The following is a 19,108-nucleotide window of genomic DNA, read 5'->3' as shown; positions in this document are numbered from 1 at the left end:
GAGCCATCCTTTCAAGCATCCACTCATCGGCGATCTGCACGGTCCCCGATCGCGAGCCCTGTGCAGTGCACAAATCTTTGAAGTGAGTGTACCCTTACCCGGCGCGTTTGTTCAACGGACAACCACGCCGGGTATCGTGGTGGCACGACACTCCGCGGATGGGAGCCGAGCATGACAAAGCCGAAGGCAAAGAAGAGCAAACGCCAGCGCGGACCGCGCACCGCCGCGGACGAAGCCCCCTTGACTACAGAGCAGATCATCGAAGCCGGAGTCCGCCTCACAGCCGCCCGCGGCCTAGCCGGGTGGTCCACTCGGGACCTCGCGAAAGAGGTCGGCTGCTGGCCGACGGCGATCGTGCACCGCGTCGGCCCACGCCACGAGGTCGACCGCGTCATCGTCGACGCCGTCATGCGCTCAGTCGACTTACCGTCACCAGAACTCTCGTGGCGACCGTGGTATCAGCAGCTCCTCACCTCGCTGCACGACACACTGTCCGCACACCCCGGCGTCGCCCGCTGGCTCGGCATGGCCGCCACGACCGTCCCTGCGGCGGTACTGATGATCGATACCGGGGTCAGCAAGCTCGCTGAAGCCGGCTTGGGCGACGAGGCGCCCGCCGCACACATCATGCTATTGAACACCGCCGTGCACCTGATCGCCTCCGAAGACGAGCGAGATGTCGACCCCAAGCTTCAGGACGCGATCCTCGCAAGCCTCGGCGTCTTGTCCGAGGACAGTCAGCATCCAGGGGCGGCAATGTTCGCGGACACGCTCGCCCATGCCTTTGACCTCGACAGGCTCTACAACTACGCAGTCGAACGTGCACTCGACGGCGTCGCAGCCCGCATCGCGACGAGACAGCCGATGAAACCATAGGCAACATCTCATTAGGGTAGCCTCGCCTAAGAGCATCGGGTACACTGGCACCGATCGATAATTTGTGCACTGCACACCTGGCATCGGATTGTCGGTCCTTCCCGGCGCGGACACCCTTCCGAGGCGGATCTCCGGTCACCCGCGCTTGCCGAGCCCATCGGAGGTGATTGCCTTGTCCGCGACAGACAGCACTGACGCCTGGCCGCCGGACTCCGATGAGTCCCTCCGGTCAACTCGCAGAGCGTCGCCGCCAGCGCACAACGATCTCGACGTGTCACTGATGGACGCAGACCCCCAGCTGCACACCCTCGTGTCGGAGGAAATGTCACGTCAGCGGCAGACGTTGGAGATGATCGCATCGGAAAACTTCGCGCCGATCTCCGTGCTTCAGGCGCAGGGTTCGGTGCTGACAAACAAGTATTCCGAGGGATATCCGGGCCGTCGCTACTATGGCGGATGTGCCCATATCGATGAGATTGAGTGTCTCGCGATTGATCGGGCTCGGAAGCTGTTCTCCGCCGACCACGCAAATGTGCAGCCGCACTCTGGAGCTCAGGCGAACGCCGCTGCGTTCGGCGCCCTGATGGAACCTGGTGACACGGTGATGGGTTTGGCCCTTTCCCACGGCGGGCACCTCTCACACGGCACGACAATGAATGCTTCAGGAACCTTCTACAAAGCTGTCCGGTATCACCTAGATGCCGATACCGGGCTGGTGAACTTGGAGACCGTGGCCCGTCTCGCGCGCCAGCATCGACCGCGAGTCATCGTTGCAGGTTGGACAGCCTATCCGAGGACGGTTGACTGGGCCGGATTCCGACACATCGCCGACGAGGTCGGCGCCTTTCTCGTCGCGGATATGGCGCACCTTGCTGGCCTGATCGCAGCCGGTGTGTACCCCTCGCCCGTGCCGTATGCCGATGTCGTCACCAGCACGACCCACAAGACTCTCGGAGGTGCGCGCGGTGGGCTGATCCTCTGCCGGGGCTCACTGGCCGACCGAATCGACGCGGCTGTTTTCCCTGGGCACCAAGGCGGAGCGCTCAATCAGAGCATCGCCGCCAAGGCTGCCACCTTCCATCTCGCCGGCCGACCTGGGTTTGTCGAGCGCCAACGGCGAACACTCCAAGGCGCGAAGATGATCGCCGAGCGGCTCTGTCAGCCCGACATCAGATCATCGGGGATCCAGGTGGTGACCGGTGGCACTGACTGTCATCTCGTGTTGCTTGATTTGTCCGAAGCAATAGAACAAGGCCAGTTCACCGACGGTGCAGACGCAGAACGGCATCTGGAGAGTATTGGCGTGACAGTCAATCGCAATACGGTTCCGAACGAGGCACGCACATCCCGTCGACCTTCTGGGCTTCGGCTGGCCACTTCGGCCCTTGCGACTCGCGGTTTCGACGGCTCCGCCTTCGCCGAGGTCGCCGAGATCCTGGCCGACGCCCTGGCCCGAGCGGAGAACGTTCCCGGCCTGGCGAGCCGCGTCTCGGCACTGGCCAACCAGTATCCGCTCTATGCCACAACCAGCCTGCCCTGAACACCCATACGCAGCAAGGAGATCCATGTCGTCCAACGTTGATCGAGCTGTCCCCTTAGGGTCATCGTCCGACGCCGACGCGCGTCCGTCGGACATCATCGCGGAATTGATTGCCGCGCGGCTCGGCTGCGATGTCAGAGCCCTCAGCGATGACGCCGAGCCGTTGAAGCTCGGCCTCGACTCGCTCGGGATGATGTCCGTCATCAACCAAGCCCGCCGACTCGGAATATCGGCCACCTTCGAACAGCTCGCGGAACGCCCAACTTTCGGCGCCTGGCGGCGACTGCTCGATGCCCCGCGCACCGAGCCCGAGGCTGTGGACCCGGCACCACCAGTGAGTCCTGGCGAGCCGTTCGACCTCGCGCTCATGCAGCATGCATATTGGGCCGGACGAGACGCGGACATGGAGTTCGGAGGTGTGGCAACACATCTGTACAACGAGTTCGATGCCCCCGGCATCGACACGGGCCAACTCGACAGAGCCGTGCGGCTGATCTTAGAACGCCATGGGATGCTCCGAGTCGCGATCGGCGACGACGGGCGGCAGCGTATTCTCCCGCAGCCGGCGTGGCCGGGCCTCACCATTCATGATCTACGTGACCTCGATGACGCGGAGCAGGCCGCCGCGTTAGAACGTGTTCGTCACGAGGCCTCACATCGACAACTCGATATCGCCTCCGGACAAGTATTCGATGTCGCGGTGTCGCTGATGAGTGAGACCAGAACGCGATTGCACATCAATCTCGACATGATTGCCGCCGATGCAGCCAGCTTCAGGGTCCTCATGGCCGATCTCGCTACCTACTATCGCGACCCGGACTCCGTGCTGCCGAGCCTGACGTACAGCTTCCCTCAGTATCTTGCTGACCGCCGTCAGGCGGAACAGTCCGAGACTCACACACGGGAGTATGCCGAAGCTCGCGACTGGTGGCAGGCACGGTTGCGCACACTGCCTGGTGCTCCTGACCTGCCGCGCCTGAGGCAGGCACCCGGGCGGACGTCGACGCGCGTGCAGCGGTTGCACCACTGGTTGAATCCAGCGGAGCGCCAACGACTGGAACACGCCGCGCGAAAGCACGGCGTGACGCCGGCAATGGCATTGGCGACTGCCTTTGCCGAGGCCATCGGCGGGTGGGCCACCGATCCGCAGTTCCTGCTCAACCTGCCACTTTTCGACCGCGCAGAGTTACACGCCCAGGTGCCACAGTTGGTCGGAGATTTCAGCAGCTCAGTGCTGTTGGCCGCGGACGTCACGGACCGTATGCCGTTTGCCGAAAGAGCTGTTCGTCTACAACAGGAGTTGCGAGCGGCGATCGATCACCGCGCCTATCCCGGCATCGAAGTGCTGCGCGATCTGTCCCGCCTCGCCGGAGGAGAACGAGTCTTGGCGCCCGTCGTGTACACGAGTGCGCTCAACCTGGGAGAACTGTTCGCACCGAACGTGCGGGAGGTCTTCGGTGATCCGGTCTGGCTCGTTTCACAGGGGCCGCAGGTATGGCTCGACGCGCAGGCCACGGAACTCGATGGTGGCTACCTGGTGAACTGGGACGTCCGTGAGGGCTTCTTCGCCCCCGGTGTGGCTGAGTCGATGTTCGGTGCGTACCGGGATGTGCTGTCCCAGCTCGTCGCAGACGACGCCGCCTGGCAACGCCCCATTGACGACCTACGGCCCCCTGCGCAGGCAGCCCGGCATTCCGCTGTCAACGACACCGGCGCACCGCAACGGGCCAACATCCTGCACGAGCCCTTCTTCCGGGTGGCCGCCGAGTGTCCTGAGGCGACTGCGCTTGCATGGGAAACCGCCGAGGGGCCAGCCTCCCTCAGCTATGGCGGTCTGTGTGAGCAGGCCCTGCGTGTGGCCGGTGCTTTGGACGCCTCCGGGATCAGAGCCGGCGACCTGGTCGCAGTGAACCTGCCGAAGGGTCCCGCACAAGTGGCAGCCGTTCTCGGTGTGCTCGCCGCCGGCGGCGCCTATGTACCGATCGGCGTCGATGAGCCGCCTGCCCGACAGACGGCGATATACCGCGCCACTCCGATGGTAGCCGTCATCACCGACGCCAACGCCCATCTTCCAGAGGATCTGCCCGGTAGCCCGGCCATCGTACGAATCGCTGATGCTCTGGAAGCCACCCCGCTGTCGGCAGCCCGTCGTTCTGATCCCGATGGGCCAGCCTATGTGCTGTTCACCTCCGGTTCTACAGGCACTCCGAAGGGAGTGGAGATCACCCATCGTGGGGCAAGCAACACCATCGAGGATCTCAATGACCGCTATGGGGTCGGCCCCACCGATGCTGTGCTTGCCGTGTCCGCGTTGAAATTCGACCTGTCTGTCGTCGACATCTTCGGATTGCTCAGCGTCCGTGGAACCGTCGTCCTCCCAGATGAGGCCCGCCGCGCCGACCCTGATGCGTGGATGCAGCTGATGACCGACACGCCGATCACCGTCTGGAACACCGTGCCCGTGCTCCTCGATATGCTGCTCACGGTCGCCGAGTCGTCCCCGCCCGCCGCCCGACTGGTCGCCCGCTTGCGGCTGGTGATGTTGGGTGGTGACTGGGTGGCGTTGGATCTTCCCCGCCGACTGGCGCGTTTGGCCCCCGGCTGTCGGTGCGTTGTGCTCGGAGGCGCGACCGAAGCATCGATCCAGTCGGTACTCTTCGACGTCAACGACATCGATCCTTTGTGGCGGTCGATTCCATATGGGCATCCGATGCGCAATCAGAAAGTGCGGGTCGTCGATGGACAGGAGCGTGATCGCCCAGACTGGGCCGCGGGCGAGCTCTGGATCGGCGGGGCGGGTGTCCACGGCCGCTACCGCGACAACGACGAGCTGACTGCGCAGAAGTTCGTTGAGCGGGACGGGCACCGCTGGTATCGGACCGGTGACCTCGTGCGCTGGCGAGACAGCGGCGAGTTGGAGATTCTCGGGCGTACAGACTTCCAAGTCAAGATCGCCGGTAATCGCATTGACCTCGGCGAGGTCGAATCCGCGGTTGAGCAGTATCCCGGCGTTCGGCGGGCAGTCGCGACCGTCATCGACGCGGAGAAGAGACCGCGGATCCGCGTGCTTGCCGTCGTCGATGACCCTGAAAACCATGCGCCGGACCTTGACGCGGCCATTCGCGAACGGGCCAGGAGGTATCTCCCTGAGGCGATGGTGCCGGAACTCATCGTGAGCGTGACCAGCCTGCCATTGAACAGCAACGGCAAAGTGGACCGTCAGCGGGTGGCCGCTCTCCTGCAGGAGGCCGCTCTTTCAGCGGACGTCGACGGCGAACCACCGCAGGGGCCGGTGGAGGAGGCAATCGCACAGGTGTGGTCCGAGCTGTTGGGTATCACTGTGTCGGGACGAGATGATGACTTCTTCCGACTCGGCGGTGACAGCCTCACCGCGACCCGTTCTGTGGCCCGACTGCGCACCTGCACGTTGCCGGGAGGCGTAGCGATCGCTGAATGCACCATATCCGGCCTGATGCGGGGCCGCACGGTGAGAGGGTTCGCATCTACTCTTCGCACGACGCAGGCCGGGCCGCGCTCTGAGAACGCGGTACTTCGCGCCCACCCTGAGGCCCGCTTCGAGCGCTTCGCGTTGACACCCGTGCAACATGCCTACCTCGTCGGGCGTGACGAGACGCTCGTCCTGGGCGGAATCGGCGCGAACTTCTATCTCGAGCTCGATGGTGACCGTCTCGATCATGAGCGCTGGGAGAACGCGTGGCGGCGCCTGGCAGAGCGCCACGACATGCTGCGAGTCACGGTTCGGGACGGACGCCAGCAAGTGGTCGAACAGATGACCGTGACCGAGCTTCCCCGACTGACCGCACCCACTCTTGAAGCCGCACGAACGCTGCTGGAACCCTTGCGGCGGCGGTCGTTCGATCTGGCCAGTGAGCCGCCCTATGCTGCCATGGCCGTCGAGTACGGACCGTCTGCACGTGTCAGGGTCGGGATCGTCGTGGATCCGATCGTGTTCGATGGGCGCAGTGTGAAGACACTTCTGTCTGAACTGGCACATCTGTACGACGATCCTGACTTCGACCTGCCGCCGTTGGGTCTCACCTTCCGTGACTATCTCACCGGAGTCGCCGTCGATCCGGATGACAAGGCCCGCGCTGAGGCGTACTGGGACCGTGTGGGTCCCGAATTGCCGCCAGCTCCTCTACTGCCGCTGGCCTCGGCCCCTGCGGCCCTCGGGCGGCCCCGCTTTGCGCGCGTCGCCCACCGGGTGCCCCGTGCACGTTATCGGCTCCTGCGGGAACGAGCGGCCTTGGTCGGGCTCACACCTTCAGCGCTCCTCCTGACGTGCTACGCACAGACGCTGTCGCGGTGGAGCGCCCGCCCGGAGCTGACGCTGAACCTCACCTTGTTCGACCGCCAGCCCGTGCACGACGATGTCGATTCCGTCATCGGCGACTTCAGTTCGCTGCTGCTGCTCGCACATCGTCCTGATGGGCAGGACGATCTCGTGAACCTCGCGCGTCAGGTGCAGGATGAACTCGCCCGGGCACTTGAGCATCGCAGTGTCTCGGCAGTGGAAGTGCAACAGCGGATCGCGCTGACTGAGGGGATCACCCAGGCCATCTTTCCGGTCGTGTTCACCAGCACCCTCGGCATTGGCGGCGGGCTCCTCGACGATGCGCCAGGCGGGTTCCCAGCGTACGCCGACGGCGCATCACAGACCTCGCAGGTGTGGCTCGATCATCAGGTAGTTGAGCAGGCTGGGGACTTGCTACTCAGCTGGGACTCGGTAGAAGGACTCTTTCCGGAGGGACTCGTCTCGGCGATGTTCGAGGCCTACCTCGGTCTCGTGGACGCGTTCATCGACTCCGCAGACGTTGACGCGATCCCCGCAGACGTCGCACTGCCAGCGGCGCAACAGGACAGCCGTGCTCGCGTCAATGCCGTGCCCAGCCTCGCGCCACAGGCGAATGCCTTGCATGTCGAGTTCTTCGCCAGGGCAGCCAAGCAACCAGCGGCTGTCGCGTTGCGCTGGGGACTGCCTGGCGCATCCGAGTCGGGATCTCTCACCTACGGTCAGCTCGCCGAGCGGGCGCTTCGCCTGGCCCGGCATCTTCAGCAGAACGGAGTGAGACGCGGCGACGCCGTTGCCGTGAGCATGCCGAAGGGCCCAGACCAGGTCATCGCGGTGCTCGGAACGCTCGCCACCGGCGCCAGCTACATACCGATCGGAGTCGATCAGCCCACCGCCAGGATCGAGCGCATCACGCGAACCGTGCAGCCTCGGTTGGTCCTCAACAGCCTGCCCGACCTGAACGACCTCGACCCGCTCCCCGAACCTGCCCCGACAGAGGCTTCGGAGACGGCATACACGATCTTCACCTCGGGCTCCACCGGCGAACCCAAAGGCGTGCAGATGAGCCATCGAGCCGCCTGGAACACGATCGCCGACATCAACGCGCGGTTCGGGATCACAAAGGCTGATCGAGTTCTGTCGATCTCTGCGCTCGAATTCGATCTGTCGGTGTATGACATCTTCGGGCTTCTCGCCGCTGGCGGGGAGGTGATCTGCGCGCTGGAGCACCAGCGGCGTGACCCTGACGAATGGCACGACCTCGTCCGTCACCACGGCGTGACCGTCTGGAACACCGTGCCCCAGCTGCTCGACATGTACGTCACCGCAGCGGCATGGCACCCAGACACCAGCTCAAGTCTGCGGATCGCTTTCGTGTCCGGGGATTGGGTGCCACTCGACCTGGCCGATCGCCTCGCACACTCTGCCCCAAGCGCACGGCTGATCGCGATGGGCGGCGCGACCGAAGCAGGTATCTGGTCGAACTTCTACCCGGTCGCCGACGGCATCGCCGGATGGGCGAGCGTGCCCTACGGAACTCCGCTCGGCGGGCAAACGTTCCGGGTGGTCGATGGTGTTGGACGGGACTGTCCGGACTGGGTGCCCGGCGAACTGTGGATCGGAGGCGACAGCCTTGCCGACGGGTACTTCGGGGATCCGCAGCGAACACGAGAACGCTTCCCTGTCGTGGGAGGCCACCGCTGGTACCGGACCGGTGACCTCGGCCGGTACCGGCCGGCGGGATTGCTCGAGTTCCTCGGACGTGACGACGGCCAGGTCAAGGTGCGCGGGCATCGTATCGAACTCGGCGAGATCGAGGCGGCCTTGCGGGACCACCCCGATGTTGTCAGCGCCGCCGCCGTGGTGCTGCGGGGCACAGCTGACCGGATTGCCGCCGCGGTTGTTGCCCCCTCGGCCGATGACGAGCGAGACGCGGATGGCGGCCTCGACCTGGACGCGATCGCTCGGCATGCTGCGGGTCTCCTCGCGCCCACCATGCGCCCAGACGTTGTCGTCGAGCTTCCGGCCATCCCGCTGACTGGCAATGGCAAACTCGACCGAGAAGCAGTTGCCACCAAGATCTTTGCGATCACGAACGCGGAACCCGAGACACCGGCATCGCCCGAGTCAAGCAGTCGGTCCGACGAGCGTGTGGACAAGGTGGCCGCGGTATGGGCGGAGGTTCTCAGCCTGCCGACCTTGCCCGCACCATCTGACAGTTTCTTCGCCCTGGGTGGCGACAGCCTCGCCGCTACCCGGGTCGTGGCTCGGCTACGAGACGCGCCGAGCACGGGCAGGGCACTCGGCGGTGTCGGAGTCGGAGCGCTCTTCGAGCATCCGGTGCTCGCCGACTTCGCCGAGCGCCTACGCCCGGCCGTCTCAGATGCTCTCCCGTTGCAGCTGGCACCGGGTCTGGCCCAGCGGCACGAACCTTTCCCGCTCACCGACGTGCAGCTGGCCTATCTGCGGGGCCGTGCTCCGGGGATGCCGCTGGGCAACATCGGCACGACCTACTATCTGGAACTGAGCGCCGAGAGCGTGGACATCGACCGCTGGCAGCAGGCCTGGCGTCGCATGATCGACCGACACGACATGCTTCGGGTGATCGTCGAGGGTGAACAGCAGCGCATCCTCCCACCAGAGGATCTACCGGCTCCACCGGTGACCATCGGCCACGCCGACGATGAGCAGTCGGCCTCGGCCAGGCTCCACGAGCTGCTTGCACGTTCCTCGTTCGATCTGTCGACGTGGCCGACGTTCGCGACCGCGCTCATCCGTCATCCCGACGGAGTGCGTGTGGGAATCGCGGTCGACTATCTGCTGCTGGACGGGTTCAGCGTCCAACTTCTCCTCACAGAACTCGCCGCGTGCTACCTCGACCCGGAGACGTCGCTTCCCGAGCTTGACGTGTCTTTCCGTGACTACGTCCTCGCAGCGGGCACTTCCCCGGCAGACCGAGAAGCATCCGTCTCGTACTGGACGGACCGGCTGGAGAGCCTGCCACAGGCCCCGCACCTACCGGTTGCCGTCGATCCGGCACAGATCGACACGCCCGTCTTCCAACGGCGTGCCGGACGGTTGGAGGCCGAGCAGTGGACCCAGGTCAAGCAGTGGTGCCGGCAGGCCGGCGTGACGCCATCCTCGGTGCTCTTGGCCTGCTATTCGCATGTGCTCTCTGCGTTCAGCGCGCGGCCCGAGCTTACGCTCAATCTGACCCTGTTCGACCGTTCCCGCGTTCATCCGCACATCGACCGCGTGCTCGGGGATTTCACGAGTCTCACGCTCTTGGAGCATCGCCCGACCGCTGAGGAGAGCCTCGCCGATGCGGCACAACGGCTGCAACGCCAGCTCGCCTCAGACCTCGATCACCGGGGTGTCTCGGCGTTGTGGGTCCAGCGAGAGCTGGCCCGAAGAACCAGCCCGACCGAGGCCGCGATGCCGGTCGTCTTCACCAGCACGCTGGGCCTGTCCGATCACGTTCTCGACCGGCTCCGTCCACCATTTCCCACATTCGTCGGCGGCGCATCCCAGACCCCACAGGTGTGGCTCGACCATCAGGTCATGGAACAATCCGGAGCCTTGCTCTATCACTGGGATGCCGTTGAAGACCTGTTCGCCCCCGGACTCCTGGACGACATGTTCGAAGAGTATCGGCGCCTGTTGGAACAACTTCCGAACGCCGACCTGTCTGCCGTCAGGACCCGCACGGCTGAATCCGCTCCCGGCCTCACGACCCCAGAGGAAGTCGCGGCCATCGACGCGTCCCCGAACGGGGATGCTGCCCTCTCACAAGACCAGGTCGGCGCGATATGGGCTGACGTGCTCGCTGTCGCTGAGGTCAACGCTCACGACAGCTTCTTTGCCCTCGGGGGCGACTCCCTCCTGGCCACCAGGTTGATCGGACGCCTGCTCGATGCCGGGGCGACAGGAGTGCAGGTCGCCGATATCTTCACCCGCCCCGTGCTCGAGGACTTCTACATCGGCCTCGCTACGCGGACCCCACGTCAGGATCGACGGCGGCGAGTCGTGCCGAACCCGGCGGAGATGACCGAGCCGTTCGAGGCCACCGACGTGCAACGCGCGTACTGGGTCGGCCGTCATAGCGACCTCGCCCTGGGCGGAGTCGGTGCCTACTACTACAGCGAGTTCGACGGCGCCGAGGTGGACATCAGCCGCCTCGAGCAGGCGTGGAACACTCTCGTGCGCCGCCATGCCGAGTTGCGTAGCGTGTTCACGCCCGACGGCCGACAACAGTTTCTGCCATCTGACCAGACGGTTCTGCATGTGCCACACACGCAACTGGACGCCACCACTACACCCGAGGCCGTGAACCAGGAACTGGACACACTGCGCGATCGCCTCTCGCATCGCGTGCTCGACCCCGGCAGGTGGCCGCTGTTCACGGTCGAAGCGGTCACCTACCATCAGCTCGGTCAGCAGCGCACACGGGTCGGCATAGGACTGGACAACATCATCCTCGACGGCCTGTCGATGATGATCGTCTTCTCCGAGCTCGAAGAACTCTACCGCGATCCCGGTGCCTCACTGCCCGAGAGGGAACTGACGTTCCGCGACTACCGCGTTCAGGTTGAACCATCGGACACACAACTGCGCGCCGATCGAGAGTACTGGCAGGAACGTCTGGACAGCATCCCGCCAGGACCGCAGTTGCCAACACTGGTCGACCCCGACACAGTGACGCAACCCCGTTTCCGGCGCTGGCAGCGCCGGATCCCCGCGGAGACCTGGAAGTCGGCCCTGCAGAACGCCCGCCAGTTGGGGCTCACCCCAGCGGTGGTCCTGTTGTCCAGCTACGCGGAAGTGCTCGGCCGATGGAGCACCAGTTCAGAGTTCAGCGTGAACGTGACGCTGTTCGACCGGCAGGAAGTTCACCCGCACATCGATCGCATCCTCGGTGACTTCACCTCGCTGCTCCTCGTCGAGATCAGAACCAGCCCGGATGACACGCGCGGCGTACGGGCTATTCGCCTCCGCGATCAGCTGGCCTCCGACCTAGAGCATCGCTCGGTCTCAGCAATCTGGGTGCAGCGCGAAATGGCCCGCCGACGCGGTGCCGTGGCCGGTGCCCCAGTGGTCTTCACCAGTGGTCTCGGGCTGGGTACGGCGATGTCCCTCGATCCGGGGCCTGGCTTTCCTGACCGGATCTGGGGCATCTCGCAAACCCCGCAAATCTGGCTCGACCATCAGGTTTCGCAGACTCCCGACGGAGAGCTGGTTATCCAGTGGGATGCCGTAGAAGGGTTGATTGCGGCCGAAACCATCGAGTCCATGTTCGACGAATATGCCCGGCTCGTCTCAGCGATCGCCGATCCGGGTTGGGCCGACTCCCGTCCAGGCCTACCGGCAGCATCCGCGTCCCACCTCGCCCAACCAGCATCGTCTCCACAGGGGCCCGTCTCGATACGAGGCGAGAGTTCCCCAGTCGCCGAGGCCGGCAAGCCCCGCCCCGGCGTCGAGTCGGCTGTTGCCCGGATCTGGGAGGAGCTCCTCGGGTCGACCGGGATCGATCGTGTTGCTGACTTCTTCGGTCTGGGCGGCGATTCTCTCGTCGCTACCCGCATGGTTGCCCGAGTGCGCGCTGAGGTGGGGATCAAACTGAGCCTTCGCGAATTCTTCGCTGACCCAACGATCGCCGCGGTGGCTGCGACCGGGATGGGACCACATGGTGGGCAGATGCAGGCCGGGACTGAGGATTTCGAGGAAGGAGAGCTGTGAACGCCAACGCACTGATTACCGAACTTGAACATGCCGGGGTGCATCTCTGGCTTGACGGCGACAAGCTCCGGTTCCGCGGGCCCCGCGGTGTCATGAGCCAGGAACGACGCGAGCAAGTTTCCGCACGACGTGACGAGATCATTCAGCTGTTGCGCCAGCAGGCATTGCCCGAGGCCATCCCCGAGCCGGACGCCTGTCATGCGCCCTTCCCCTTGACCGACGTGCAGGCCGCATATCTGCTCGGGCGGGTGCGTGGGAACAGGCTCGGTGGGGTGGGGTGCCACAGCTACATGGAGATCTCTTTCCGCTCCCTGGACGTGGACCGCCTCGAACGCGCATGGCAGGCAGTCATCGATCGGCACCCGATGCTGCGTGCAGTCATCTTGCAGCGTGGCGAACAGCGTGTGCTGCCAGAGGTACCGCGCTACAGAATTGCGGTCACGGACCTACGTGGCGCTGATCGGGAAGCGCGCCAGTCGCATCTGACGCGAACGCGCGCCGAAATCGATCACACCGTGTACGTCACGCATGAATGGCCCCTATTCACACTCCGGATCACAAGGCTGCCGGATCAAGACATCCTGCATCTGTCGATCGACATGCTCATCGCCGACTTCGTCAGCATCCAACTGCTCCTGGCTGATCTCGACCGAAGCTATTCCGGGGTCGACACCGATGAGCCGAGAATCACGTTCCGCGACTATGTGTTGGCTCATCGCCAACTGCCTCAGCATCCAGAGTGGAGGCGCGACCGCAGTTACTGGCTCAACCGCATCGATACCCTCCCCTCGGCCCCGGAATTGCCCGCGGCTGGAGATGGCGCACCCGTCGCCGGCCCCGCCCCGGTCGAGGACTCCCAGCCTCGCTTCACCCGTCGAACGCTGCGGTTGTCACCGCAGTCATGGGCTGCACTGCGAGAAGCCGGCCGCAACCACGGGCTCACTCCCTCGGGAACACTGCTGTCCGCCTACGCCGAAGTGATCGGGCGCTGGTCACGACACGACCGGTTCTCCCTCAATGTCACCTTGCAGGGGCGCCTGCCCCTACATCCTGATATCGATGCTGTCGTAGGCGATTTCACCTCTGTGATCCCCTTGGCCGTGGATCATTCGGCTGCGACCTACGTCGAGCGGGCCATGGCCGTGCAGAATCAGCTCGCCGACGACCTCGACCATCGAATGTTCTCGGGCATCGAGGTCCTGCGTGAACTCGGTCGCCGTCACGGGTCCGAGACCGCGCTCATGCCCGTCGTGTTCACCAGCGCACTCGGGCTCACCCGCACAACCGAGTCAGACACAGGTCGCACCGAGGGCACTGCAGACGGTCTCATGACGGAAGCGACCTCCCGCTACGGCATCAGCCAGACTCCACAGGTTCACTTGGACTGCCAGGTGCTCGAGGACCGCGGTGGCCTCGTCGTCAATTGGGATGTCCGCGACGGCGTCTATCCAGCGGGCGTCATCGAGGACATGTTCGCCGGGTTTGAGTCGCTTCTCCACGTCCTCGCCGGCCGGCCCGCGTCCACCGAGGCACCCAGTGAACGGAACCCCGCTTCACTCCAAACATGGGAACTGCATTGCCCCATACCGGTGCCGGAATCCCAGCTACGCACCCGGGAAAACCTCAACCGCGTCACCACACCCGCAGCTCCCGGACCGGACGCCGGGCTCGTACATAGTCCACTCCTCGCCGCCGCGCACCGCACCCCGGACGCACCGGCGATCATTGCGCCGGATACAACCCTGACGTACCAGGAACTCGTCAGCGCCGCCGCCCAACTGGCAACCCTTATCCCAGACCACGACTCGCCGGTTCCAGTAGCAGTGGCGCTCGACAAGGGCGCCGCACAGATCGCGGCCGTGATCGCCGTACTGCTGGCCGGACGACCCTACCTGCCTCTCGATCCACGACAGCCGGCTACACGGCAGACGAGCATTCTCGACGATGCCGGCGTCGACGTGCTGCTCACGGACGGCGCCGGCCCTCACACATGGCCCGATGCCCTCACTGTGGTCCCCATCGACCACATCCCTGCCCCGGACATGGCCGCCTCGGTCCCGGCACGCAACACCGGCCCGGACGAGCTCGCGTATGTGATCTACACATCAGGGTCAACGGGCCGTCCGAAAGGCGTCGCGGTGTCCCATCGCGCAGTTCGGGCCACGCTCGACGACATAGTCGACCGATTCCAGCTACACCATCAAGACCGGGTGCTCGGCCTCTCCGGATTGAGCTTCGACCTGTCCGTGTTCGATATCTTCGGCACCTTTGCAGCAGGGGCCGCGGTCGTGTTGCCGGAGCCGCACCGGCGCGGCGACCCCGCCCGCTGGGCCCAGCTCATCGATGACCACGCTGTGTCGGTGGTCAATAGTGTTCCGGCTCAGCCTCAGATGCTCGTCCAGTACCTGCGCTCGCAGCCAGAAAGCGGGCGTGCGCGTCTCGAATCGGTGCGCTTGATCATGATGAGCGGAGACTGGATACCCACTTCCTTGCCCGGCGAGCTCTCCGAGGTGTTGCCACAGGCACATCAGGTGAGCCTGGGCGGGGCAACCGAGGCATCCATCTGGTCGATATTCCATCCCATAGCCGAGGTTCCGCCGCACTGGCGCAGTATTCCGTACGGAGTGCCGCTGCTGGCCCACAGCTTCGCCGTCCGTGACGAACACGGCCATGATCAGCCCGATTGGGTACCCGGTGAGTTGTGGATCGGCGGGGACGCCCTTGCCACCGGCTATTTCCGTGACCCCGACCTGACCGCTGCCCGGTTTGTCACCGATCCGCTGTCCGGGACTCGCATGTACCGCACCGGCGATATCGGACGGTATCTACCCGGCGGGATCATCGAGTTCCTCGGCCGCGAAGATCAACAGGTCAAGATTCGAGGACACCGGATCGAACTGGCCGAAGTGGAGACGGCGATGCAAGCCTTCCCACCGGTCACTGCCGCTGCGGTCATCGTCGACGGCGACCGCTCACTGGAACGTCGGCTGGTCGGATTCTACACTCGCGACCACCTGCGCGAAATTGCTGTACCCGATCAACAGCTCGGAGCCGACGCGAAGAACGCCGCTGCTGGCATCCTGACCGGAACCGACCCGGATCGGCTGGCAGAGTTCGCGGACCAGATGGACCGGGCAGCTCGACTGTCCATGGCCTGCGCCCTTCGTGAACTCGGCCTGTTCTCCGATCCGGTGGCCGCGTACAGCACGGAAGGGCTGCTCACGCAGTCCGGAGCTACCCCTGCCAACCGACGGGTGGTGAGGCGTTGGCTACGGGCACTCGCTGCCGATGGCCTCGTCACCCGCACGCCCGAGGGCGACTGGACCAAATTGACCCCTGTGACAGGCCAGGATGTCCAGGATGCGTGGGACTCAGTGGAGCAGGCGCATCAAGGCTTGGACGATGGTGCCGAGCTCATCACGTTCTTGCGTTCGTGTGCACAGAGGCTAGCCGATCTGGTGCGCGGCGAGGACTCTGCCCTCTCTCTGCTGTTCCCGCACGGCGACATAGGAACGGCCGAGGCGGCGTACAAGGACAACATCATCAGCAGATACGTCAATCAGGCCGTAACCGCCGTGATGAGAACACTTGCCGACCAGCACACGGGAACTCTGCGTGTACTCGAAGTCGGTGCTGGCGTCGGAGGGACGACCGCTGACGTCGTCACGGCACTCGCCGGCACACGAATCGACTACTTGTTCACTGATCTGTCGCGGTTCTTCCTCACCGACGCGCAGCGGCAGTTCTCCAACATTCCGGGAATGCGATACGGGCTTTTCGACATCAATGCCGACCTCGCCGGACAGGATGTCGAACCGGGCGGATACGACGTGATCCTGTGCGCGAACGTCCTGCACAACGCCACGTCGGCCGATGTGGTCATCGACCGGCTTCGTGCACTCCTCGCTCCTGGAGGGCGACTCGTGTTCATCGAAACCGTGCGTGAGAACACATCGGTGATGATGTCGATGGAGTTCTTGATGACCTTTGATGACACCACGCGCCCGGACTTCGCCGATGCGCGACACGGGCAGGATCGCATCTTCCTGACTCGCGATGAATGGCTAGATGTTCTGCGCCGGGCAGGCGGGGCCATTGAGGTCTGCCTCCCCGATGATCGGGTCATGGAAGAGTTCGGGCAGGCCGCATTCTGCGTGCGGTTCGGCTCCGACGTCGACGGCATCCAGGATCATGGCCTCGCCGAGTGGCTCTCCGAACGGTTGCCCGAACCGATGGTGCCCTCACGCTTGATCCCGGTAGATGCACTTCCACTCACGGTGAACGGGAAGGTCGATCGAACTGCTCTCGCTGCACGTGTGCCACGCTCGCAGCCTGCCGCCATAGGAGCCAGCGTTGCACCGCGTGACGACCTCGAGCGGCGTCTGGCCACCATCTGGGCGGAGTTGCTGGGGCTCGAGACCGTGGGCCGAAATGACGACTTCTTCGCCCTCGGCGGTGACTCGCTGCTGATCGCCCGGCTCGCCGAACAGTTGCGGACCTCGGTCCCGGAGGCCTCAGGCATCACGTGGGAGGCACTGATCCCGGAGCTGATGTCACGGCCGACGATCATGGACCTCGCCGCTCAGCTGCGCCGTGCTGATTCCCCCCAGACCCTGCGTGTATTGCATGGCGCATCCGCCACGTCGGATCGTCGACGGGTGCTGGTCCATGACGGAAGCGCGACCCTGCTGCCGTACCGGTCCCTGATCGCTTCACTCGATTCCGATGCTCCACTACTCGGCCTGGCCCCGCCACGGCTCGATGACTACCTCGCGCGTTCAACCGAGACGCTCGTGACCGGGCTCGCGCGCGAATACGCAGAACTACTGGCGGGAGGTCCTCCGGTCGAACTCATCGGCTATTGCATGGGTGGCATGACCGCACTGGAACTGGCGCGCGAGCTCCGCCATCGCGGGACACATGTCCAACGCCTCACCGTGATCGACAGTCACCGTGTTCCCTACTTGGTCGAAGAACCCGGGCTGGTCGAGTACGGGTATGCCCGTCTACGCGGCGTTGACCCGACCTCCGTGGGCCTGCCCGCCGATCCTGGTGCTGTCGGCCACGAAGTACGGGCGGCGCTCGACCGGCATGGACTCGTGCCCAAGGGCAGCCTCGACACAGTGCTCGGATCTTATCTCGCCGCTGCCCGCGCTGAGCGCATCTCGGCACTGGCCGCACAGACCGGAGACACAGCCGAGCAGTTGGAACAAGGACTCACCGTGTTCACCCATAGCATCACCGGTGTCGTTCAATGGCGCCCGGATCCTTACGACGGGCCAGTGGAGTTCCTGAGCCATGCCTCCGACGTGCCTTTCCTCCCTGGTGTCGTGGACGAGCCCACAGCCTTCTGGCGAGAACTGTGCGGCGCGTCATTGACCATCCATGACATCCCCGGCGACCACTTCTCATGCTTGCACGAGCCCCATGTCGACACGGTGGCGGCATGGATCGAGCACCGAGATCAGCAGGGCGAACCATGATCGGCGTCATTGGCACAACTGGGATGGTCGGCGCAGCTGTTGCGGAGCGACTCCACTCAGCCGGTCTCCCGGTCCTGCTCAGCGCCCGTCGGAGGTCAGCAATCAACCATCCAACGCATGCCGACATCGAGGTCGCACACGTAGACATCACCGATTCGGTCTCCCTCGACGCCTTCTGTCGGAGATGTTCGGTCGTTGTCAACTGTGCTGGCCCGTCCTACAGGATCCTCGACACCGTCGCTCGCGCTGCCCTCAGCAATGGAGCTCACTACGTCGATCCCGCAGGCGACGACCCCGTCTACACACGTCTCCAACGGCCCCCCGGCCCACAGAGGGCAGCGGTCGTCTCTGCCGGGCTCTTGCCCGGCGTCAGCGCTATGATTCCGTCCTGGCTCGTCACCCGATTCGACGAGCCCATCCATCGCCTTTCCTGCCTCGCTGGCGGCATCGCACCCTTGTCCGATGCCGCCGCTGCAGACTTCCTCCTCAGCGAGGAAGCGGGAATAGGCCAGCCGCTCGCCGACTGGTCCAATCATCAACGCCGGACCGCGGCTCTACGCCCAACCCGACAAATCAATCTGCCGTTCTTCCCCGGCAGCGTATCGGCATTTCCGTATCTGCCAGCTGAACTCGAGCGAATCTGTCACCGGCACAAGGTGCCGAAGGCACGATGGTTCAACATCTTCCCAGCCGGTCAGGCCGAACAGGTCATCGCCACGCTCGGACCCATACCTGATACCGGCCTCGACGACGCCGTCGCCCAACTGCGAAGCGCCGTCGCACACGACATGCAGGGCCAGGCTCCGTATCACAGAATCGTAATGCAAGCCGCCACCGATGCCGGCGACGTCCGCACCGTCGTCCTCAGCTGCGAAGACGGGTACCAGGTGACCGCGTTCGTCACTTCCACCGTGGCAGCGCTCGTCCACTCCGATCAGATCCCAAATGGCGTCTACAGGGCCGAAGAGATCCTCGACCCATCCGCGATCATCACCTCCCTCCACGGCCTACAGGGTGTCTCGGTGATCGAGATCGGTCCTAGCCTTGAACTCATTGATCCCACCCAGGCCCAGACTTCCACGCATGAGGAGGAAGGAGAGCTTTGACTCGAGCTCACGACACTTGGTTACGTCCGCTGACGAGCCCCCGTACACCTGACCT

At 64.6% G+C, this 19,108-nt stretch carries 5 protein-coding genes; all 5 read left to right on the top strand.

Going from position 1 to position 19,108, the window contains the following annotated elements; all coding sequences use genetic code 11:
• Positions 1-171 precede the first annotated feature (171 nt).
• The 5 genes from HMPREF2757_RS05890 (at position 172) to HMPREF2757_RS05870 (ending at position 19,053) form a co-directional block, all read left to right on the top strand.
• Positions 172-876, top strand: a complete 705-nt coding sequence (locus tag HMPREF2757_RS05890; RefSeq protein ID WP_070524518.1) for a TetR/AcrR family transcriptional regulator — start codon at positions 172-174, stop codon at positions 874-876.
• A gap of 280 nt (positions 877-1,156) precedes the next feature.
• Positions 1,157-2,416: a serine hydroxymethyltransferase gene (gene glyA, locus HMPREF2757_RS05885; protein WP_070574443.1), complete on the top strand. Its 1,260-nt coding sequence runs from the start codon at positions 1,157-1,159 to the stop codon at positions 2,414-2,416.
• A gap of 25 nt (positions 2,417-2,441) precedes the next feature.
• The gene (locus HMPREF2757_RS05880) at positions 2,442-12,464 is read left to right on the top strand and encodes a non-ribosomal peptide synthetase (RefSeq protein ID WP_070574236.1); all 10,023 of its coding nucleotides are present in this window, start codon (positions 2,442-2,444) and stop codon (positions 12,462-12,464) included.
• Positions 12,461-17,947: a non-ribosomal peptide synthetase gene (locus HMPREF2757_RS05875; RefSeq protein WP_070574234.1), complete on the top strand. Its 5,487-nt coding sequence runs from the start codon at positions 12,461-12,463 to the stop codon at positions 17,945-17,947. Before HMPREF2757_RS05880 ends, HMPREF2757_RS05875 begins: the two co-directional genes overlap by 4 nt.
• On the top strand, positions 17,911-19,053 hold the full coding sequence (locus HMPREF2757_RS05870; RefSeq protein ID WP_176745901.1) for an NAD-dependent epimerase/dehydratase family protein: 1,143 nt from the start codon (positions 17,911-17,913) through the stop codon (positions 19,051-19,053). The genes HMPREF2757_RS05875 and HMPREF2757_RS05870 overlap by 37 nt, the downstream gene beginning before the upstream one ends.
• The last annotated feature ends 55 nt before the right edge of the window (positions 19,054-19,108 follow it).

The sequence above is a fragment of the Brevibacterium sp. HMSC063G07 genome (assembly GCF_001810665.1).
Taxonomy (GTDB): Bacteria; Actinomycetota; Actinomycetes; order Actinomycetales; family Brevibacteriaceae; genus Brevibacterium.
This window is presented reverse-complemented; position numbering and strand designations above follow the sequence as displayed.